The following is a 20701-nucleotide window of genomic DNA, read 5'->3' as shown; positions in this document are numbered from 1 at the left end:
GGCGAAATCTGGTTAATCAGGTACAGGAGACACCGTACTTTTACTGGCTTCCCCTGCGTAGAACACCAGAGGCGGGCGCTCTGCGCATACCCCAGCATCGTGGCTTCGGCCCACCGCACGGGAACTGCCATGGCAGACCAAACGCACCGTTCGCCCACGTCTGCATCAGATGAAACCGCGGGCCCCATGCCGGGCACGCGACTGACCGAAGCCTATGCCCGATCGGCGGCGCGAGACGTGTACTTCTGGGCATGGCCGATGGTGAACATTTACAACCGTCGGGTGAACTTCCAGTCACTCCCTGGCCCGGGCCGGCTGGGAGGGGTCCTGCCGGCGGCGCCCCCCAACCAGCTGAGCATGCTGACCGACTATGTCGCACCGAGCGAACGTGAGGTGGCGTGCCCCAACCAGGACGTGGTGTATGGCGGCGGTCCACTGGCGTTGGACATTGAACCGGTCGTCCTGCAGGTGCCGGATTTCGGCACCCGCTTCTGGGTGTACCAGGTGGTCGACACGCGGACCGACAGCTTCGCCGAGCTGGGCAGCATGTACGCAACGCCGCCGGGTTTTTACCTGCTGGTGGGGCCAGACTGGAAGGGGGAGCCGCCGGAGAAGATCAACCGTGTCTTCCGCAGCACCACCTTCAGTGGCTACGCCATACCACGCGTCTTCCTTGACGACACTGAAGAAGATCGACAAGCGGTGCAGGCACTGTTGAGCCAGATCGACATGTACCCACTGTCACAGTTCGATGGCCGCATGAAGACACGCGACTGGAGCAGCACGCCGGACTTTCCCGCGCCCCCGCCGCAACCGGATGGCAGCGAAGCGCCCAAGGTGGACCCGGCCACGTTCTGGGATGAATTGGCCACGGTGCTGGCCGACACCACGCCACTTCCGGGCGAGCAGGCCCAATACGCAAAGGCCTTGGCGCTGGTCGATGCCGCTGCACGTGACCCCGCCCTCAAGGCGACGATCACCGACGAAGCTGTACGGACCGAGCGCGAACTGATCGCACCGCTGCTCGAGTTCCGCAACTTCGGAATTCCGTTGCCGGGCAACTGGACCACCATCCGCAACGGCGCCCGATTCGGCACCGACTACTTCAGCCGCACTGCAGTAGCCAAGTCGAACATCTATGTAAACAAGCCGAACGAAGCGACCTACTTTTACCAGGACCTCGATGCCAACGGCGCGCGACTGGACGGAAGCCAGCGTTACACCGTGACTTTCGCCAAGGGCGAGCCCCCGGTGAAAGGATTCTGGTCGCTGACGCTGTACGACGCCCAGCACTTCTTCTTTCCCAACCCGGTTGACCGTTTCTCACTGGGCACGAAGAACCAGGACCTGGTCCGCGGGGCCGATGGCAGTCTGACCTTGTATGTGCAGCCGGACCCGCCAAGCGACCCGGCACTGCAAGGCAACTGGTTGCCATCGCCGAGGGGGGCTCCGTTCTCGCTGTATGTGCGCACCTACTGGCCGGATGCGGCCATCCTGGATGGCGCGTGGTCGCCGCCCGCTGTGGTCCCCGCTGGAGAGAAAACCGCATGAACGGAACCGCCTGCGCCTCCTTGATCGTGATGCTGTCCGTAGCCTTGACCGGCTGCAACCGCAGTCCACAACAGAGCAGCACGCCCCAGCCGGCGCCCGTCGCCACCACCGCACCGGAGAAACCGGCGGGAGCCCGCGCCTACTCGGACCAGGACATCAGCGATGCCTGGATTTACCTGCTCGGCCGGCTGCTGGTGCTGCGGCAGCAGAAGGCGGACCTGGCCGAGGGCATGAAGTGGAACGAGATTGCCCACCGCAAACCGGGTGCCGTGGACTGGCCCAACCCCAACCTGGACGTTGCGTACTCGGAAGCCTGGGTTGCCGTTGACGAAAACAGCTGCACGGTTGTGACCGTGCCGAAGATCAGTGGTCGCTACTACACCGTGCAGTTCCTCAACGGCTGGGGTGAGACGGTGGCAAACATCAATGAACGCACCCAGCCGGCACAGCCCTCCGGGGAGTTCGCCATATGCCTCACCGGTGCAGCCGTGGCGCTGCCGAAGGGCGTGACCCGCATCGATGTGCCGGTGAAGTACATGCGCATGCTGGCGCGGGTGGAGCTGGGTGATGACTGGAACCAGGCAGTCTCGCTGCAGCACAAGTTCGCACTGCGCGCGCTCGGCGCCCCGGGAACCCCCTCTCTGCCACCCGTGGTTGCCTTCGACCAACAGCACCTGCCGGGTGCGGATGCGTTCGACAACGTGGTTCAGGTGCTGGATAGCGAACGTGACATCAACCCCGGCATGGAGCCGGTGGCCGCCAAGGCACGCGCCATCGGCGCCGGCATCCAGGATCCAGCAGAGCGGGAACGGGTTGAGAAGGTAGTACGCGAAAAGGCACACGCCGATCTGCTGAAGGCTTCGCCGACCGTCGGTCACGGCACCCTGCGCAACGGCTGGGCCAGGCCCGCAGTGGCCGGCACCTACGGAGATGACTGGCTTGGCCGGACGCTGGTGAACCTGGGCGGCATCTGGGCCAATCGAATGGACGAGGTCGTGTACTACAAGGGGAACCTGGATAGCACCGGCACCCAGCTCAACGGGGACAATGCCTACACCATGACCTTCCCGAAGGATGCGTTGCCACCGAGTTATGCCGACTACTTCTGGTCCGTGATCGCAGTGGATCCGGTATTCGCCCGCGTGCTGCCGAACCCCAAGAACCGGTTCCTGCTCAACCGCGAATCCGGACTCAAGCACAATGCCGACGGCTCGCTGACGCTGTATTTTGCACCCGAGAAGCCCAGTGATGCGCCGGACCAGAACTGGCTGCCCACACCCAAAGGCAAGGACTACCGCCTCACCTTCCGATTCTATGGACCAAAGCTGGGGGTGAAGGACGGAACCTACTACCCGCCAGAGTTGCTCAAACAGCCGACGCAACGCTGATCGGTCAGCTGACGCTGTTCAGAGGACCGTCCGATTGTGGAAGTGCCGTGACAAGGAGTGGCGCCATGTTGCAGCCTATCTTGACCCGAAAACCCTCTCAGTCGCGTGGTCCGGCGTCCCTTGCGGTATCGATTGCAATCGCAATGGCACATCTTCTCAGTCAACAGGCCCAAGCAGCCCCACCGCCTGACGCGCCTCCGCCAGACGTCCCCGAGGTAGCCGGGAGCGGCACTCTGCTCGGCACCACGCCAGGTGCACCGCAGGGCTGCTTTGGCGTGACCACCAATCCGCGCGGGCTCTCCCTGTGCGATGGCGGCACCTACAACCTGCCCGATGGGGCCATCACCCAGACCGTCTGGGATGTGGTGCGCGTGGCCTATGGCACCACCGCCACATTCACCGGCTACCAGGCGGTTGCCGAACGTCCCGCAGGCAGTTACTTCAGCCCCATCACCGTGTTCAGCGGGCCAGGCGCCGCCTATGCCCCTGCAAACGCGACCTTCGTCGATTCCACCGTGTACATGGCGCCGGAACGGCTCGCCAACGCCGTGGCCACCACGCAGGGTACGTTGACCCTGCGCAATGCCACGCTCACGCTGCACCCGGGCACCAGCTACGTTCCGACGCAGACCCTGGCGGTGGTGGCAGCGTTCGGCGGCGGCGTGGCCAATGTCGAGAGCTCCATCATCGATATTCCCACCACGCTCGGCTATGGCCTGCAGGTCATGAACACGGATCCGGGCGGTGGGCTGCCTGGGCAGAACGGCAGCTTCGCGCAGATAAACGCAACCAATACGATCGTGCGGATCGGCAGCGGCATCACAGGTGCCGGGCGCACGTTCGGCGGCTTCGTAGCGGGCGAATCCGAGCTCAACGTCACCAATGGAACCTTCGAGCTGGGCGACTATTCGACGGGCATCTACAACATCTTCAGCGCTACCTACGCCTCGCCCGTGCTGGGGTCGCGAACGAACCTGACCGACACCTCGCTCACCTTGGGAAATCGCAGCGTCGGGTGGTGGGGTACGGGTGCACTTGCGCCCGCGCGGTTGAACGACACCCGCGGAAGGTTCCTGGTAGGGGAGCAGAGCTGGGGCCTGTACATGACCGCAGGCAGCGTTGCCTCGTTGACGGACACGCAGATCCAGACGGGAAGCAACAGCTACGGTGCGGCGCTGGTCCAGGGCGCCGAACTGACGCTGGCGGGTCAGGCGGCCATTACCGCTGCGGGAACGGGTTCGATCGGCATTGACAACAACGCCAGCCGCGTGTTCTTCAATGCCGGCAGCCTGAACGTGCTGGGCGGCAAGCAAGGCATCGTCGGTAGCAATTCGGCCAGCTTCCTCCTGCGCGGTGGCAGCACACTTGGCGTTCAGAACCAGAGCGGGGAAGGCGCCATCTATCTCGATACGGGCTCGCAGTTCACGAGTGAAGCGAGTAGCGCCTTGAACGTGTCCTCCGCAACCGGCGGTGGCATCTTCGCTCTGGGCTCGCAGGCGCTGCTGGCAGGCACCGTCAACGTGAGCGCGGGATGGTCTGCTGTATCTGTAAGGGACTCGCTTGGCCACGTGTCACTGTCTGGCGGCGGGACACTCATCAGCACGAACGAGGATGCTGAAGGTGTGATTGCCGCCGAGGCTACAGGCCTTTTCGAGGGAACCGGATTGGTGATCAGCGGCACGGGCGCCGACAGCTCCTGGGGGGCGGTGGCGCGCAATGGCGGGGAAGTCCGGTTGGCCTCCAGTACCGTCAAGACAGTGGGGACTGGAAGTCATGGTGTCGTCGCGCAGGCCGGAATGGTGTCCTTGGACGACGTCGATGTCATTGTCGACGGCGCGCAGACGGCGGGCGTTCTCGCGGCATACGGTGGCCGGGTCAGTGCATCCAACACGGATGTCTCCAGCTACGGGCAGGGTGCGCCCGCGTTGTGGCTCAGCGGCTTCTTTCCGCGAGCGGACTTTGCCGACAGCCGGCTCAGCAATGTAGATGGACCCACGATCTACGTGAATGGCAGTGACGGGGTGAACGTCCAGCTCACGAACACCACCGTCGGCGGAAGCGGGCAATGGCTGTACGTGGGCGCGAACCTGGGCGGTGATCCGGCCGATGCCTACATCCATGCAGAGCGCTCTTCGTTGTCTGGCTTCGCCCAGACCGGCCCCGACAGCGTTTCAACCGTGGTGTTGAATGACAGCACGTGGCTGATGAGCGACTCATCGCTGCTGACGTCGCTCTCGCATCAGGCGGGTTTGATTGATTTCGGGGCACCGCTCGGCGATCCGGCGCTGCCGGAGAGCTACATGGCGCTGACCGTCACCGACTACGTCGGCTACGACGGGCTGCTCGCCATGAACACCTGGCTGGCCACGGACGGCTCAGCATCTGACCGGTTGGTCATCGTGGACGGTGCGGGCGCCGGCCAGAGTCGCATCCAGGTGCGCAACACCGGGGGCAGTGGCGCGGTGACCGAATCCAACGGCATCCTGCTCGTACAGTCCGTCAACGCAACCACATCGGCCGGCGCCTTCAGCCTTTCCAGCCCGGTCGTCGCCGGCCCATACGAGTATTTCCTCTATCAAGGCGGAGTTGCCGATGCGAGCAGCAGCGACACGGACAACAGCTGGTTCCTACGGTCGGTAATCGATTGCGCCGCCCCAGGTGCGCCCTCTCCACCGTGCCCAGCACCAGCACCACCACCACCCCCACCCCCGCCGCCACCGCCACCGCCACCGCCGCCGCCAGATCCAGACCCTGATCCTCCGCCGCTTCCTCCACCGGATCCGCCGCCGCAACCGCCGGTGCCGCCGCCGGACCCGCCACTTCCGCCGCCGGTGCCGCCGACGCCCCCCATGCCCACGCCGGCCTACCGGCAGGAGGTGTCGCTGGCCGCGGCATTGCCAACCATGGCAGCAATCTACGGCCGAGCCGTGGTTGATACGTTGCATGAGCGCGTAGGCGAAGAGCATATGCTGCAGCAACGGGACGACCTCTCGTCAGGAGGGACTGGCCTTGCTGGCGCGTGGTTACGCGTGCTGCATCATGACGGCGAACGTGACGGAGGGAGCCAGGGCATCTACGGAGACCGGGGACCGGGCTTCGACTATGCGTTCGATGTGCTGCAGGTTGGCGTGGACCTGTACCGCTCTCTCAGCGAGGACGGCAGCCACCAGCACGCCGGCAGCTACCTGGCCTATGGGAAGGCTCGTGGTCGAGTGCGTCATACCTTCCCTGACTACGAGTTCCATGCCGGCACCGACGAGTTCGACGCGCGCACTATCGGCACATACTGGACAGCGTTCTCCCCCCGTGGCGCGTACGTGGATGTCGTTGCTCAATACACCTGGTATGACTTCCGTGCGCGGTCCACCCGCCTGCCGGACATCTTCACCAATGGCGATGGCGTGCTTGCTTCCGTGGAAGCCGGCTGGCCGTGGCTTATCGGGCAAGCCGGCAGTGGCGAGCCCAGCCGGACAGGCTGGCGCATCGAGCCCCAGGCTCAATTGATCTGGCAGAAGATCACGCTGGACGACTTGGTCGATGCCGTTGCACGGGTCCGTTACACCGATGGCGATTCCACCGTGGGCCGACTGGGCCTGCGGCTTAATCGTACCGGCGAGAGAGCGGTCAGCTCAGGTATGCGCGCCACAAGTTGGTGGATACGCGCCAACGCTTGGCACCAGTTCAGCGGCACACCGACCACCGAGTTTTCCAGTGCACGCGGCTACGTCCCCTTTACCGCCGACCTTGGCGACAGTTGGGGCGAAGCAGGGGTGGGCGGTACCTGGCAGGTCAGCGCTACCGGCTATTTTTTTGCAGACGCCGACTACACGTGGAGCTTTGACGGCGAAGAGACCTCATGGAACGCAAAGGTAGGCATGCGCTGGCATTGGTAGAGCTTGAAATCCAGCAGCAAGGTCCAGTACCAATGGGGTCCATGCTTGGGCGCCTAAGGAATCATCTACTTGGACGTGAGCATTTTACGTAGAGGGAGCGGCTGCTATTGGCCGGAAGCGGACCCTGGCCCAACGGGTAGGGTAGGGGAACTGCTATCCAACATTAGGATTAGGGATGTCTATCGGGGGTGTGGAAGACACCCTTCCTTTGTTTCAAGCCGGCTGCGCTGGCACGGGCAATAAGCAGGAACCAAGGCTTTAGATCGCACTGGGCCGACGACCCCGCTGACTGATGGCATTGCCCGTTGATGAATTCTGCAATGGGTGACAATCTACGCTGCAGCTACCTCGGGCCTCAAATGGATGATCGAGTCAACTTATTGGCGGCAAGAGCTGCGCGCAGAAGTGCTGTGGCTCAAGCGGCATCGCAAGTATCGAAGATGGTCCGAGAAGCAGCTGGTTCTGTATGAGCGCCGTCTAATGCTAGTGGCCTTCCAGGTCCGCTCCTTGCTTGAGCGCTCCAAGGTCAACGATCGTGCTCGAAGCGTTCGGCTACCTGCAATTCGCTACAAGAAGATCGGCATCAAGCCATTCACATCTTTAGGCGCAGGATTCCCGGAAGATCGATTTGACATTGCGAATCCTGAGACTGTTGATCTGAGCATTCTCGATGTTTGCAATCAGCTCATTCACTACTACTGGATGCAGACATGGTCAGAGGGCACTGCGTTCAAGGGCATGCTCGTCTTCTCTGACTACATGCGGCATAAGTGGGCCTACGAATTCTTGATCGAAGACCTAATACGCATCTTCAGCGTAGTTGCAGATGAATCCTCTGCGGTCACCGGTATCAGCTTTGAGTGGAACGATAAAAAGCAAGACTACGTGACTCACTACGCTCGCTGATGGCGAAAGGCACGGGCACCTAGCCATTGCTCCGCACCATCTCTTCATTACGCTCCTTTAAGACGATAGGCTCTAGCCCGGCGGGGAAGCCTCGGCCGGGCAGGGGATTAGGAAGATTTATCGAGGGTAGGGCAGGTCCGCTATCAATCCAACGCTGACAGGTCGAGTCGAGACCACGCTTCACTGAGGATCGGCTTTTCGGCCAATTCTTGCCCGCACCGACATGTTTGTAAGAGGTCGCTTGCTTTGATGCGGCCAATGCCGCCCTCCCTACGGCAACACAGTGAGTAGCAGCTTTCCCGGCTTCCACAGGTCGCCGGCTGAGCTACGAATGTAGCTAGAATGGTAGCCGCACTCGGAGTAGGAACTATGGGATACGACCCTTTTGAAGACAGTGAACTAGCGAATCTCCCGCCGGAGGCCTATGGCAATGTCTTCGATACAGACGGCCCATTCGATCCTGACGACAACTGGCTCAGAACCGCAGAGCGCGATGACCAACTCACTGCGATGCGGGAGTGGTTTCTGGCTCGCTATTGCGACCCTGCCGATGAGACTCCCTACAACGGCCGGGAAGGGGGCTACTTGTTCATCCATGGCGGCCCCTATGATCCAGGGGACGAGATACCTGACCGTTTCTCCGGAATAGTGGACGAAGACCTGATTCAAGAGGTAGTTGATGAGTTGGTGGGCGAGCACGGCGACGCCTGGGCCCCCATTAATCACGCTCCAGATGACGAATGGGACGAGCGTTTCGATTTCGACGTAAGTGCCCGCTCCGCACCACTTGCGAAGCTCAGAGAGCGGCTCGCACAAGCTAAGAAGATACTTGGCTTGCAGGGCGATGCAGAAGCTAAAGACCTAGCTATGAAACTGGTCTTCAGTAATTCTATCGGTGTTTTGGAGGCGTTCCTTTACGAGACGGTCTACTACTGGGTCGACAACGATGAAGCGGCTCTGGAGAGCATCGTCAGGAGGCTTCCGGTCTTTCGAGACGAAAAAATCACTTTGGGCGAGATGTTTGAGCGTCAAAAAGGGTTAGTGACCCATGTCAAAGGCCACCTGCAGAACATGGTCTGGCATCGTTGGGACAAAGTGGTGCCGTTCTTTAAGCTTGGACTGGAGATCAAGCTACCAAGCCTGAAGGCATTCGATGCACCGCTTCAGAAGCGCCACGACATCGTTCACCGGGGCGGACACGACAAGGCGGGAAATTCCGTGCAGATTTCGCGTGAGGAGCTTGATGCGCTATTCGTCGCCATCGACGCGTTCGCTTTCGAGGTGGACAAGCTACTCATTGAGCGCGCTGACAAAGTGGCCGTAGTGGATGAAGAGTTTCCCGACTTCTAGAAACAGGCATCCTGATTCCTCGCGTCCGATTGATGCTGGACATCCAGACCCCGGTCGCTGCCGCCACCTGCGTTGCACGTCAAATGGCGGGGGCGCTGAGACAAGTGATAATCCTGAAGGAGTAGGGACGTGCTGATAACGATGGTCGAGATTGGGAACTACCGGAAGCTGTTGGCCGCGCGCATTGCTTTCGCCCCCGATAAGACGGTCCTGGTGGGCGCCAACAATAGTGGCAAGACCTCCGCCATGACCGCGCTGCGTCGTTTCCTTGTCGATACGCGTGGGTTTTCCATCAACGATCTGTCGCTTGCGCATTGGCAAGCCCTGAATGCGCAAGGGGAGACTTGGGAGGCGGCTATAGCCGCGGACACAGAGTTGCCTGCGCCCGGCATTCTGGAGTTCCTGCCGCAGCTGGATGTGTGGCTCCAAGTCAAGAAGGGCGAGATGCATTACGTGCAGAAGCTGCTTCCGACGCTGGATTGGAAGACCGCCCCTCTTGGCGTTCGGTTTCGCTTTGAGCCCGAAGATGCCGTCAAGTTCCAGCAGGAGTACATCGCGGCGAGAAGGAAGGCGGCCGACATCACGCTCGCTGCAGCCCAAGCTGTCGAAGGGAAGGAAGATCCGCCCCAATTGGAGCTCTGGCCGCTCAATCTGATCGACTTTCTGGAGCGTCGCCTGCGGACCTTCTTTAAAGTGAAGGCATATTTGTTGGACCCGGCGAAAGTCGAGGAACCCACTGATGGCGTTGCCCGCATGCAGGCCCTGTCCGATGACGCCGAGCCCATTGAGGGCAATCCACTCGACGGCCTCATCCAGATCGATGAAATCAGCGCGCAGCGAGGTTTCGGGGCCACCAGTAACCGTACGCAGCGCGAGGATGCAGGCGCAGATGCACGCAGTGCAGGTCGGCTCTCCACCCAGCTTCGCTCTTACTATGACAGGCACTTGGACTGGCGTGATACCCCGGAACTGACCGATATCAAGGCCATGGAGGCACTGGAGAAGGCGCGCAAGGCCTTCGATGACAGGCTATCGGAAGCTTTCGACAAAGCGCTGATCGAACTGCAGAAGCTTGGCTATCCGGGCATATCCGACCCGAAGCTGAAGATTGCTACCAAGCTCAAGCTGCAGGACGGCTTGAGCCATGAGTCCGCCATTCAGTACGAAATCCCCGCGGCGGCGGGTGAGCATATGCACCGCCTGCCGGAAGACTCCAACGGACTGGGTTACCAGAACTTGGTCTCAATGGTCTTCAACCTGATGAGCTATCGCGATGCATGGATGCGGGTGGGCAAAGCCGGAACAGGACACGATGTAAAGCCCACCCCGCCGCTGCACCTGATGTTGGTCGAAGAGCCCGAGGCGTATCTCCATGCCCAGGTGCAACAGGTGTTCATCAGGCACGCCTATAACGTGCTACGCAATGATCCTGCCCTTGGAAAGTCGCTTGATTTCAGCACGCAACTTGTCGTGAGCACCCATTCCAGCCACATCGCCCATGCCTGCGATTTTGCGGCGCTTCGCTACTTCCGGCGGCTTCCCCCTTCCGAGGGGCGCAAGACCCCCACCGCCTGCGTGGTCAATCTCTCATCAGTCTTCGGCAAACCGGACCAGACGGAAAAGTTTGTGGCGCGCTACCTCAAGGCGACGCATTGCGACCTGTTCTTCGCCGACGCCGCTATTTTCATCGAAGGCAGCGCCGAGCGCATCCTTGTTCCCAATTTCGTCGAACAGGCCGATGTATTCGAGTATCTGCGGACGCGCTATATCACCTGGTTGGAGGTGGGCGGCAGCCATGCGCACCGGTTCAAGGGTCTGGTGGACACCTTGGGCCTGACGACATTGATCATCACCGACCTCGACGCGAAGGATCCGGCTTCCAACGAAGCCAGGACGCCGGCGCTAGGCAAGGGACTTGAAGCGCGCAATGAAACGCTGCGCTCTTGGGCACCCAAGCAGACCGATGTCGATATCCTCATGAAGCTGGAGGAGAAGGAGAAAGCCATCGTTCATCCCAATGGCTATGCCGTGCGCTCCGCATATCAGACGGGAGAGAAACTGAAGCTCGGGGCAGTCGATGTGGAGATCCACGCCAACACGTTCGAAGACGCCTTGCTCTACAGGAATTTTGATTTTTTCAAGGCCCGCAGGGCCACTGGCCTAGCGGGCAAGTTCCAGGCCATCGCCGATGCCGCTCAAGACGGCAATCAGCTGAAAGCCGATGTCGCCAAGGCGATCAAGGAAGGGGATAAGGCTGAGTTCGCCCTCGAGCTCTTGTTCAGCGACGACATTGAGCAACTCCATGTGCCGGCCTATATCGAGCATGGATTGCTGTGGCTGGCCGAGCAGCTGAAGCGCAAGGAGGCCGATCTTGCTCCCAAGGCCGGTGCAGCATGACCATTGAGGCCGCCGCAGTCCCCAACGATGAACTCGATCGTCATGTGGACGAGGAGATCAAACACTGCCTCGATCCCCAGGCTCCCAGAAGCTTCTTCCTGTTCGCCGGAGCTGGCTCGGGTAAGACTCGCTCGCTGGTGGGAGCCCTGGACTACCTCCGCGACACGGCCGGCGCACGCCTGAGAGTCCGTGGGCAGAAGGTCGCGGTCGTCACCTACACCAAGGCAGCGCGTGATGAAATTATCCGGCGCACGCAATTTGATCCCATCATCGCCGTGTCCACGATCCACAGTTTTGCCTGGACCTTGATTGAAGGATTCAACCACGACATCCGGGAGTGGCTCCGGGTTTCACTCAAGGCCGACATTGAGGACCTGCAAGCCAAGGAAGCCAAGGGGCGCGCAGGCACGAAAGCATCCGCGGAGCGGATCGCCGACATCGCGTCCAAGACACGACGACTAGCCCGACTCGACACGACCAAGACCTTCGTCTACAGCCCTGACGGTGACAACCGGGGTAGGGACTCGCTCAATCACGCCGAAGTGCTACATCTGGCGGGGGATTTCTTGAAGTCCAAGCCCGTGCTCCGGCACATCCTGCGCGATGGCTACCCCTACATACTGGTTGACGAAAGCCAAGATACAAACCGTCATATCGTGGAAGCCTTGTTCACCTTCCAGGCCGCGCACAAGGACGAAGTTGTGGTCGGCCTCTTCGGCGACATGATGCAGCGCATCTACGGCGATGGTCAGCCGGGCTTGGGCGAGAACCTGCCCGATGACTGGGCCACACCGACCAAGCGGCTGAACTTCCGGTGCCCGCGGCGAGTCATCGAGCTCATTAACAAGATTCGCGAGTCCACCGATCAGCAGACCCAGATCCCCCGTAGCGCCGCGATCGATGGGCATGTGCGGATGTTCGTGCTTCCCTCCGAAGGGATCGATAAGGTCGCCGCGGAGAAGGCCATCTGCGCACACATGGCCGCTATTACTGCCGATCAGGAGTGGCTGGATGAGGATGCGGTCAAAGTGCTCATCCTAGAGCATCGTATGGCGGCCCTTCGGATGGGGTTTGATGATTTGCTGGCAGCGCTCTATCCGGTAACACAGTTTCGGACGTCGTTGCTGGATGGGGCACTGCCTGCAGTCAACTTCTTCTCGAACCTGATCCTTCCCCTATGGGACGCCAAGGACGACAAGTTTGGCACCGCACGGATCATGCGGGCAGCTTCACCCCTGTTGAGCCCATCTGCGCTGAAGCATGCTCCTGATCAGTTTGAGCAGCTGGCCCGTGCGCAGGCGGCCGTGGATGCGCTGATTGCACTGCTCGATGGCAATCCGTCCGTGACGTTTGGTGAGATCCTTCATAACGTGGCCAAGACCGGTCTTTTCCCAATTCCCGACACGCTCAATGTGGCCTTGGCTGCCGCTGCCGCCGAAGCGGGCGATGCTGAGGACGAGCAGGAGCGCAGCGATCGAGACAAAGCCATCGCCGAGTTTTTAGCGATTCCCTTTTTGCAGGTACGGGCCTATGCCAAATACGTAAGTGGCAAGGCGCGTTTTGATACGCATCAGGGCGTGAAAGGACTCGAGTTCCCCCGCGTCATGGTCGTCATGGATGATCACGAGGCGCGCGGCTTCCTGTTCAAGTACGAAAAGCTTTTCGGCGGCGGCGCTGACGACGGTCAAACCGCATCGACCCGTCGGTTGCTCTACGTTACCTGCAGCCGCGCGGAACGCTCACTTGCATTGGTCGCTTACGCCGCCAATCCGGCACGGATTGGGGATCAGCTCCTAACCACGGGCTGGCTCAAGCCCGAAGAGGTCTCGATCGGCCTGCCATAAGCCTTCTCGGCCCCAGTCAGGGACCGGGCCACTCGGCATGAAAATTCCTATTGTTTCTAATCCTCCAGCAGTCGAGCAGCTGGATTCGCTGAAGCTCCGCCGGTCTGGAAGTATCCAATTACACTCGAGACCGCCCGGTGCTCCGTCAGTTGCATGATCGCCGGCAGCGCCACCCCTTGGCGGCTGGCCTCGGTCACAAATCCCGACCTGAGACTGTGCCCGCCAAAATCCCCCTCCAGCCCGGCCAGGCGAGCCCGCCGCTGCACGATCTCGCCTACCGCGGCGGGGGACAGGGCAGGGCCAACGCGCTGTTTCCATAGCCGCCGGAAGATCGCCCCTTCGGTGATCCCGGACGCTTCGAGCCAGTCCTCCAGCGCCAACGCGGCCCGATCGAGCACCGGCTTGTCCGGGGTCGAGGCGGCGGTGACGCCGGCCTGCTGGGTCTTGCTGTGCTCCAGACGGTAGATATAACCCGCCTCGCCGATCCGCCGTAGGTCGCGCAAGTCGGCGGCGGCAATCTCGCTGCGCCGGCGCCCGCCGCTGGCGAACCCAAAGCAGAGGAGGGCGCGGTCCCGGATTCCTTCTAGGCTGTAGTCGCAGGTGGCCAGCATCGCCTCGAGCTCGGTCAGGGTGATTGCGGTCTTCTTGCGCGGTCGCTCGCCGCGTTTGACCGAAGCGCGGGCCGCACGACTGAGCACGGTGCGGATCGCCGGCTGCTCGCAGGGATTCGGCTGCTGCTTGAGTCGGTGCGCCGTGGACAGCACTGCCACCCGATGCCGGACGGTGGACAAAGTCCAAGAACCCAGCTTGGCCTTCAGGCCAGCGTCCACCAAGGCCTGGTCAACCGCCGGCGGCAGTTCCCACGCCAGCTCGCCGTCGGCGTTGCGCCGGACCACATGGTCGACCACGAACTGCAGCACGGCGGCCCCGGGATCGTCGGTCCGGGGTGTAGGGGCAGCGCCCCTACGGGCAACGCTTTATCCGCGCTTGGGTCCTCGTGGCCCACGTGACATATGGACCACGTTGGAAGGTTCGGCGCCGGTACCGGGATCACCCATGCCCAACCGCCGTTCTCTGCGAGTTCTGACGTACTCGCGCAGGTATACGACGCTGGAATCCGTTGTGGTGCAGCGCTTTCCAGATGCTGCCGATCGCGTGGGCCGCGGCCGGGCTTCCTCCATCATCAGCCGCCATTCCCGTGCGATGTTGCAGGTCAGTGACCACCAGGTCATGTCGCAGGGTTCAAGGCTGTGGCCCTCAGGGGTGAACATATGGCCCCCCTGAAAACCGAAACCGGCCCAAGGGCCGGTCATGTCGATACGGTCGTGCGGGTCCATCGTGGTCATGCTGCGATCTCGTCCTTGTTGGGCTCCCGGGCAGGGAGGCAAGACTTGATCCACATCCAGATCCACACCAGACGCCTCGTTATCCTATTTCGCATAATGTATATTATGTTAAACGTAAGTCGGTACTACGCAGGCCTGATCCGCCTGCTGCTGGCATCGCTCTTGCCTCTCCGTGGTTCCAAGGACAAAGCGAGCATTGATGCATGTGCCAGTACCTAAGCGGCCCGTTCTCGGGCTGGAGCATCCGCGGCAACTACCTAGTCAGCCCTGACGGTGACCGGATGACCCCGGAACGTATTGCAGGTCTGGCGTGGCGGGACCAGATGGAACTGAGAGTCGCCGGGTTTGCCTCCCGGCGCAAGGCCGAGGCCGGTCAACGAAAAGCCGGTCAGCGCCAGATGGTAAAGGTCGTCGTTGTCGACCTGGGCGAGTTCCGCGAACGCCACTTCGGGCGGTCAGCAGGTTGAAGGCGTAACCGTAGGGGCTCAGCCCCTACACCCCGGCTAGAATGCGCGGACCATTCAACGGGGGAACGGAATTGACTGACCAGAGGACAGCGGACGCCATTCACACGATCTGGTGGCAGGTGGGCTTAGGGGTTTTCTTGGCCCTCTCTGCCCACAGCCTGATCGAAGCGGCTTACACGCGATACCAGATGCAGCAGGTATCACGACAGCTGGATGCCGAACTTAAGAAGCTACCGGGCGTGGTGAATAGACCCATGCCAGTTCAACAGGAACACCGGCCAACGCCCCTGCGACCGAATGAAAGGTGCATGCAGGGACGCAGATTTGAACGTGTGGAGAACGGTTGGAAGCAGATCAACGAGCCATGCTAGTTGCCCGAGTATCGATTCTGCACCGACTCAGGGAAGCTTGACACAGGGCGCTCCGCTACCCGGATGACAGTCCCAACTGATGCACCGGCAGCGGGTCCAGCGCCCGGGGGCGTGACGACAGCGAGTGAACCACCCTCGCCCCCTTGCGAGCCTTGCTGTGCGGGCTCGCGATAGGGGTTGTATTGAGGCCCCTCACGGGCGATCAGGACGCACAGGTCTAGACGGATATGGTGCTTGGTGCCCTGCTCTGTCACGCAGGTACAAGTCGTATCCTGGGCGGTGGTGCCAGATGACATGCAGTAAAGCTCGGGTTTTGCCACCACACTGCGGCCATCAAAGATCGGGGCTGACCACGGCTGTGCGGGAATCCGTGGCCTCAGCTGTTGAGCATACTCATCAGGGGTGAGGGGTTGCGCCGCCGGCGGGGCCGCGCCGAAGGGCGCCAGCCCCCCAGCCGCCGTCGCGGCGGTGGCCGGTTCAGAGACCTTCGAGCGCTTATCGACGCCTGGCTTGACGGCGAATATCCAGACCAGCCACAGCGCCAGAATGAACGCGATCACCATGGACAGACCTTTCCAGACGCGGGCCGGGACCTTGAACTTGTGGCTGGCAGTGTGCAGCGTCGCGCTGCGATAGCGCTTATACAGGTCCTTTGGATATGACCAGATTTCTTCCTCAGCTTTCTCCCGTACACGCTCATCGTACGGATCGGGCTGGACGCGCCCCCACGTCAGAACACCCGCACGTTCCATGCCAAACGCACGGTTCATGTGCACGTGCGCGCCGATCAGTGTCCGCACCTGGTGGTGAATCTTGCTCGGCCACTGAGTCACGAAAACAAGGTCCACACCGCGATGGCGATGCGTAGACATCGACCGGATACGCGGATCATCAGACTCGCCGGGCTTGCCGGTGGACGGGAACAGTCGGCCATAGCGCTCTAGGCCTTGCGTGTTCCCATCCGAATGCGCTTCGTCATACAGGACGAACGCGCCGTCAGGGAGCTTGGTCCAATCGTTGTGCTCGGGGAGCTTCTCCAGCCACGGAAATGCGTCCGGATTCTCTTCAGTGGTAGCGCCTGCGACGTTGGTAAAGAAGCGGCGAATCTCAGCCTTTCCCTCCTTCGCCTGCTGCATGTTTTGCTCATGGAATTCCAGCAGCATCGCCATGGCGCGAAGGGTCTTACCGTTGCCCGGCTGACCGGAAATTAGGTACATCATTTCGAAGCTGCCCTCTGAACGGCAACCTTGCCAGCGTCGATCACAACTTTGGTGACGATGGCAGAGCCAATGATAGTGATCCCCTCGCCTACGCCCGACATGAGCATGACGTTTGCCAGATCGGCCGAGATGCCGCCAAAGTACTGAGGGATTTTGTTCAGTGCGATGCGGACAAGTGGCAGCAGTGCAGCACCTGTTGCCAAGCCTAGGCCTGCACCAGTCAGAACACGGGCCAGTGAGTTGCCCACCAGCGACACGAGGAATGATGCGAGCCAAGGCATTACTTGCGCACTCCAGCAATGATGTAGGCGGCCACGATGGAAGAGCACGCCAGCACGAGGCCGCGAATCAACGTAGCGAAATCACATAAGGGCTTGAAAGAGAACTCGACCGACTGGCCGAACCCGCCAAGCGAGACGTCCACAATCTTCGATGCCGGACACGATCCGTTTCCGAGCCCGCTGCTCCATTGGCCTTCAGGCGTGCTTGGCATCTGGCCATCCAGCCACGGAAACGGAATGTCTCCTTCGTACTCTGGAGAAGGCACGTTGGGCTGTTCGCCGCCCGGTTCTCCGTTGCCGTCTCCGTCGCCATCACCGTCGCCGTCGCCGTCGCCACCACCCTCGCCACCATCCCCGTCGCCGTTTCCACCACCGCCATCCCCGCCGCCATTACCAGGACCGGAGCCATCACCCCCACCGTCGCCACCACCGCCGCCATCGCCCGGAATTTCACCGCTGCCCCCACCATCTCCATCACCGGGATCGGGCGTTTCAGGAGCGGGAAGATCGCTGTTCTTGCAGAGTTGACCGTTAGCTGCGAATAGGCGGCCAGTGGGTGAGCCCGCGTAAACAGAACCCTCGTATGCACAGCCGTTGTGACAGACGGATCCAGTGCCGGTCGCACCGCTCCCCTTCCAACCCATCTCCTCAGGGCGTGCTGAGCACTGACCTCGACCATAGAACTTGCCGCACTCGTTGTCAGTCAGACCCGCGATTCTCACGTAGCAACGCCTGTAACCCGGATTGCCAATCTGAGGGCACCCGTATTTTTCAACCGTTCGCGTCGGGTAGCGCAACTGAATCGCGGCGGCAGCGTCCGTCTCCGCAGCATTGCACTCACTGTAAGCAATGCCCGCATCACAGGATGCAGGGATTTGTGCCTCGCTCCATGTAGCGTTGGTTCCGCACTGGCCGTATGCCGCGTGTGCAGCCTGTGGAGCGCCCCAATAGAGCGCCACAAGAAGCGCTGCCATGACGAAGCGGATAGCCATCATCAGTCCCCGAACATGATGTAGAAGGCCAGCGTGCCGACCCACAAAAGGAACATGCCAAGCATCACGATTTCCCCATAAAAAAGGGGTCGGATTGCCCGACCCCGTGTTGCTACTTCGGTTAGCCGAAGATGGCAGCCTTCAGCCACTTGAAGCCGACCGAGATAGCGGCCGGTGCGAGCTTTGCCGCACCGATGGCGCCCACGACGCCGACCAGACTGGCGAGGATGACGAGGGCTTCGGTTGCATCCAACATGGTTCTCTCTCCTGTTACGAACGAATGGTCCTGCCAAGTTGTCTGTAGGCCCATGCCAGTGCGAAAGCAGTGAGGACAAGGGACAACATTCCGGTGACCTGGGCAGGTGTCAGGTCAGGAATATCGGTGCGCGGCACGAATGCGGCTTGCGTGCAGGTGCCGGTCTGCTGATCCATCTGCAAGCACTCGTAGACGTACCGCGCCATGGCTTAGGCCTTGACCGGAGGCGGAGCGGCCTTCGCACCGAGCGGCACGAGGTCGACGTAGCGCTTGAGCGTCAGGTCGCCGTACTGGCCCAGCGCGAAGGACTTGGGATCGATGTCGTACTCACCCACCGGGTACGCCGGGCGCTGGCCGAGGCCCACACGGAACGGCAGTTCATAACCGTTGCCCAGGTCGAGGCCAGCCATCTGCGAACGCATGATGGTCTGGGTTTTCTGGTTGTGCTGCTCTTCGACGGCAGCGGACTTTACGCGGCAGATGGGCATAGTTCTTCTCTCACTAATTTGTGTAGGGCGTCACCCTTGGCAATACCGCGAAACCTTCCGGGGTGACCGTCTCGGAGGATGCGGGCCTCGCATACGTCAGACCACGAATGGCCGAACGCACCGCGCAGGACATTGAGTGCCGGACCGACCTGACGCTCCATCCAGAGCACCATCGCCTCGGCAGATACTTCGACTTGCTTGCGAATCGTTTTGAGGCGGGTGCACACGCCTTCGATCAGTTCACTCATCACGCTGTATGCACCGCGCAGATACGCGCCGGGGTCAAGCAAGGTGTCCAGGGGAACTTCAACATGTTTGCCATACAGGCGAACTTCAGCGCGCACCCACGGCGACGATGCAAGGCCAAGCTGTTTGCCTTTCTCGTAGACACATAGCTCTTTGTGGCCTTTGCCGCCGACATAGAGCGTTGAGCCGGTGCCGTGGCCCTCATCGGACATGAAGCGGTGCCTAGGCGGGCAACCGCCCTCGCAGAAGTCACCAGCAGCGGCGCGCTCTCGCAGAGCATGCACGTCCAACCGAGTGCCTTCGTAATCGTCATGGGCACAGTCCACGCGGCTGATTCGCGCGCGAAGCATAGTGGCTTGCTTGTGGACGTGGCCCCAGTTCTTAACCCACTTGCAGCCTGCGCCAGTCAGGCTGACGCAGATGGTTTCCTTGTTGCCGCTGACCCCGATGCGACCAACAAGCTCTCCGTCGCGGTCAATGAGAAACGCTGACAGGGCGTAGAAGTTCCAGTTCTTGTCCCGGAGAGCGCCTGCAACGACTTCGCCACGAAAACCGAACAGCTTGTACAACAGAAGCTCGATGTTGCTACAGCGAAAATCGTCAACAACGGATTGGGGCATCACAAGGGTCAGGTAGTCGATAATCGCGGTTTGCTGACCCTTTTGGCCCGTGTTACTCCCCGGGCCAACCTCCGCCCCTCCCTGCCCCTTTTGACCGGTCGATACCGGGGAAAAGCCCTCGTTCGATGGCATGCACGCGAGCATGAGACGTGCGGAGTCAGCCATTGGCCACCACCAGGGGAAGCATCAAAGGAAGCTGTGCGACATCACCCCACTGATCTGCCATTGCCTCGGCAATGCCCTCGAACGTCCTGGAGCGCTCCTTCCAGCGATCCGGACCTGGCGCCATGCGATGGACACGCTCTTCTCGACCAGAGACAACATTGGTCGGGACCAAGTGAGGCAGGTTGACCAGCCAAAGGCAGGTCGTCTTTCGCTCGCCATGGCCGAACTGCCAAGGATGAATCACTTGGGAGGTGGGAGCGATTCGGCTTGCCACGATGGAAATGGGCTGCTCCAGGGCGATACGCGAAACCGGCGCATTGAGGAGCAGGCGCACGAAATCGAGCGCTTCTGCCTGCTCCCTCTGTTTTTCCTTGAACCACCGAGCGCCCGAGACAGCTAGATGCGTGCACGGTGGATGGGCAATCAGCATGTCCCAGCCGTCATACAGCACATCACGCACATCACCCTGGTAGTGCGGACCGGGCACCTCACTGGGGAGAAGATCACAGGACATTGCGTCGTGACCGCGCAGTCGCATGGCATCGCGGACGCGGCCGGAATATTCGCAGGCGATGAGAACGCGAAGTGGCTTAACCACGGCGCACCTCGGCCGATGCCTGGGCTGCGATGGCGGCTTCGCGGATAACGCGGGTGCCGTCGTGCTCGCGGCGGTCGATCAGCCAGGTGCCGATGCGGACAACGCCGAAGGCGATGGACAGGCTCGCGCCGATCAGAGAGACGATCATCAGAACGGCGGTCACTGGAAGAATCTCCCCCGGTCGCGGCGATAGCGCACGTATGCGAGAAGGCCCTTGATCGCAGCAAGGATCAGGACCGGTACCAAGAACACGAAAGGACTCATGCGCCCTACCCCCTCCCCTAACCCCTAGAACCCCCGCCACGGCCTAGGGGAGCCGGGA

The 20701-nt window shown here is 61.3% G+C and carries 18 protein-coding genes and 1 pseudogene; 8 read left to right on the top strand and 11 right to left on the bottom strand.

Annotated features, from left to right (window positions below):
* The first annotated feature begins 129 nt into the window (after positions 1 to 129).
* The 7 genes from BCL79_RS01425 to BCL79_RS01395 all read left to right on the top strand — a co-directional run bounded on the left by BCL79_RS01425 (position 130) and on the right by BCL79_RS01395 (position 13329).
* The gene (locus BCL79_RS01425) at positions 130 to 1551 is read left to right on the top strand and encodes a DUF1254 domain-containing protein (protein WP_121036829.1); all 1422 of its coding nucleotides are present in this window, start codon (positions 130 to 132) and stop codon (positions 1549 to 1551) included.
* Complete coding sequence (locus tag BCL79_RS01420) at positions 1506 to 2939, top strand: DUF1214 domain-containing protein (protein WP_220668889.1); 1434 nt, start codon at positions 1506 to 1508, stop codon at positions 2937 to 2939. The genes BCL79_RS01425 and BCL79_RS01420 overlap by 46 nt, the downstream gene beginning before the upstream one ends.
* 275 nt (positions 2940 to 3214) lie before the next feature.
* On the top strand, positions 3215 to 6832 hold the full coding sequence (locus BCL79_RS01415; protein WP_183073624.1) for an autotransporter outer membrane beta-barrel domain-containing protein: 3618 nt from the start codon (positions 3215 to 3217) through the stop codon (positions 6830 to 6832).
* A gap of 324 nt (positions 6833 to 7156) precedes the next feature.
* Positions 7157 to 7738 (top strand): hypothetical protein, encoded by a 582-nt coding sequence (locus BCL79_RS20355; protein ID WP_220668888.1) that lies wholly within the window; start codon positions 7157 to 7159, stop codon positions 7736 to 7738.
* 369 nt (positions 7739 to 8107) lie between these two features.
* On the top strand, positions 8108 to 9088 hold the full coding sequence (locus tag BCL79_RS01405) for a hypothetical protein (RefSeq protein ID WP_121036827.1): 981 nt from the start codon (positions 8108 to 8110) through the stop codon (positions 9086 to 9088).
* Positions 9089 to 9217: 129 nt separating this feature from the next.
* Positions 9218 to 11485, top strand: coding sequence for an AAA family ATPase (locus tag BCL79_RS01400; RefSeq protein WP_121036826.1), 2268 nt, complete (start codon positions 9218 to 9220; stop codon positions 11483 to 11485).
* Positions 11482 to 13329 carry a UvrD-helicase domain-containing protein gene (locus BCL79_RS01395; protein WP_121036825.1) on the top strand — a complete coding sequence of 616 codons (1848 nt, stop codon included), beginning with the start codon at positions 11482 to 11484 and terminating at the stop codon, positions 13327 to 13329. Before BCL79_RS01400 ends, BCL79_RS01395 begins: the two co-directional genes overlap by 4 nt.
* A gap of 56 nt (positions 13330 to 13385) precedes the next feature.
* On the opposite strand, the pseudogene BCL79_RS01390 reads toward BCL79_RS01395, so the two are convergent.
* A pseudogene (locus BCL79_RS01390) lies at positions 13386 to 14261 on the bottom strand (site-specific integrase); the annotation flags it as partial.
* A 45-nt stretch (positions 14262 to 14306) separates the two neighbouring features.
* Positions 14307 to 14642 (bottom strand): DUF3653 domain-containing protein, encoded by a 336-nt coding sequence (locus BCL79_RS01385; RefSeq protein ID WP_310793641.1) that lies wholly within the window; start codon positions 14640 to 14642, stop codon positions 14307 to 14309.
* Positions 14643 to 14878: 236 nt separating this feature from the next.
* On the opposite strand from BCL79_RS01385, the gene BCL79_RS01380 reads away from it, so the two are divergent.
* Entirely contained in the window at positions 14879 to 15142 is a 264-nt protein-coding gene (locus tag BCL79_RS01380; RefSeq protein WP_121036823.1) for a DUF3653 domain-containing protein, read from the top strand.
* 367 nt (positions 15143 to 15509) lie between these two features.
* Here BCL79_RS01380 and BCL79_RS01375 read toward each other — a convergent pair whose 3' ends face one another.
* From BCL79_RS01375 to BCL79_RS20200, 9 genes are all read right to left on the bottom strand, one after another.
* Positions 15510 to 16730, bottom strand: a complete 1221-nt coding sequence (locus BCL79_RS01375) for a zonular occludens toxin domain-containing protein (protein WP_220668887.1) — start codon at positions 16728 to 16730, stop codon at positions 15510 to 15512.
* The gene (locus BCL79_RS01370) at positions 16730 to 17014 is read right to left on the bottom strand and encodes a DUF2523 domain-containing protein (RefSeq protein WP_121036821.1); all 285 of its coding nucleotides are present in this window, start codon (positions 17012 to 17014) and stop codon (positions 16730 to 16732) included. The genes BCL79_RS01375 and BCL79_RS01370 overlap by 1 nt, the downstream gene beginning before the upstream one ends.
* Complete coding sequence (locus BCL79_RS20205; RefSeq protein ID WP_183073623.1) at positions 17014 to 18006, bottom strand: virulence factor TspB C-terminal domain-related protein; 993 nt, start codon at positions 18004 to 18006, stop codon at positions 17014 to 17016. The genes BCL79_RS01370 and BCL79_RS20205 overlap by 1 nt, the downstream gene beginning before the upstream one ends.
* A 121-nt stretch (positions 18007 to 18127) precedes the next feature.
* Complete coding sequence (locus BCL79_RS20425; protein ID WP_259462072.1) at positions 18128 to 18262, bottom strand: hypothetical protein; 135 nt, start codon at positions 18260 to 18262, stop codon at positions 18128 to 18130.
* A 14-nt stretch (positions 18263 to 18276) separates the two neighbouring features.
* Positions 18277 to 18438 (bottom strand): hypothetical protein, encoded by a 162-nt coding sequence (locus tag BCL79_RS01355; RefSeq protein ID WP_259462071.1) that lies wholly within the window; start codon positions 18436 to 18438, stop codon positions 18277 to 18279.
* Positions 18439 to 18471: 33 nt separating this feature from the next.
* Complete coding sequence (locus BCL79_RS01350) at positions 18472 to 18750, bottom strand: single-stranded DNA-binding protein (RefSeq protein ID WP_121036818.1); 279 nt, start codon at positions 18748 to 18750, stop codon at positions 18472 to 18474.
* Complete coding sequence (locus BCL79_RS01345; protein WP_121036817.1) at positions 18732 to 19781, bottom strand: replication initiation factor domain-containing protein; 1050 nt, start codon at positions 19779 to 19781, stop codon at positions 18732 to 18734. The genes BCL79_RS01350 and BCL79_RS01345 overlap by 19 nt, the downstream gene beginning before the upstream one ends.
* Complete coding sequence (locus BCL79_RS01340; RefSeq protein ID WP_220668886.1) at positions 19774 to 20379, bottom strand: hypothetical protein; 606 nt, start codon at positions 20377 to 20379, stop codon at positions 19774 to 19776. Before BCL79_RS01340 ends, BCL79_RS01345 begins: the two co-directional genes overlap by 8 nt.
* Positions 20372 to 20542 (bottom strand): hypothetical protein, encoded by a 171-nt coding sequence (locus BCL79_RS20200; RefSeq protein ID WP_183073622.1) that lies wholly within the window; start codon positions 20540 to 20542, stop codon positions 20372 to 20374. The genes BCL79_RS01340 and BCL79_RS20200 overlap by 8 nt, the downstream gene beginning before the upstream one ends.
* Positions 20543 to 20701: the final 159 nt, after the last annotated feature.

It is taken from the genome of Stenotrophomonas rhizophila (genome assembly GCF_003651185.1).
Lineage (GTDB): Bacteria > Pseudomonadota > Gammaproteobacteria > Xanthomonadales > Xanthomonadaceae > Stenotrophomonas > Stenotrophomonas maltophilia_Z.
Note: the sequence above shows the minus strand (reverse complement) of the source record. Positions and strands in the feature narration are given on the sequence as shown.

Excerpts from the sequence above, each read along its gene's own strand:
- BCL79_RS01425 (WP_121036829.1), top strand. The coding sequence starts at position 130 with ATGGCAGACCAAACGCACCGTTCGCCCACGTCTGCATCAGATGAAACC.
- BCL79_RS01405 (WP_121036827.1), top strand. The coding sequence starts at position 8,108 with ATGGGATACGACCCTTTTGAAGACAGTGAACTAGCGAATCTCCCGCCG.
- BCL79_RS01395 (WP_121036825.1), top strand. The coding sequence starts at position 11,482 with ATGACCATTGAGGCCGCCGCAGTCCCCAACGATGAACTCGATCGTCAT.
- BCL79_RS01385 (WP_310793641.1), bottom strand. The coding sequence starts at position 14,642 with ATGACCGGCCCTTGGGCCGGTTTCGGTTTTCAGGGGGGCCATATGTTC.
- BCL79_RS01380 (WP_121036823.1), top strand. The coding sequence starts at position 14,879 with ATGTGCCAGTACCTAAGCGGCCCGTTCTCGGGCTGGAGCATCCGCGGC.
- BCL79_RS01375 (WP_220668887.1), bottom strand. The coding sequence starts at position 16,730 with ATGTACCTAATTTCCGGTCAGCCGGGCAACGGTAAGACCCTTCGCGCC.
- BCL79_RS01370 (WP_121036821.1), bottom strand. The coding sequence starts at position 17,014 with ATGCCTTGGCTCGCATCATTCCTCGTGTCGCTGGTGGGCAACTCACTG.
- BCL79_RS20205 (WP_183073623.1), bottom strand. The coding sequence starts at position 18,006 with ATGGCTATCCGCTTCGTCATGGCAGCGCTTCTTGTGGCGCTCTATTGG.
- BCL79_RS20425 (WP_259462072.1), bottom strand. The coding sequence starts at position 18,262 with ATGTTGGATGCAACCGAAGCCCTCGTCATCCTCGCCAGTCTGGTCGGC.
- BCL79_RS01355 (WP_259462071.1), bottom strand. The coding sequence starts at position 18,438 with ATGGATCAGCAGACCGGCACCTGCACGCAAGCCGCATTCGTGCCGCGC.
- BCL79_RS01350 (WP_121036818.1), bottom strand. The coding sequence starts at position 18,750 with ATGCCCATCTGCCGCGTAAAGTCCGCTGCCGTCGAAGAGCAGCACAAC.
- BCL79_RS01345 (WP_121036817.1), bottom strand. The coding sequence starts at position 19,781 with ATGGCTGACTCCGCACGTCTCATGCTCGCGTGCATGCCATCGAACGAG.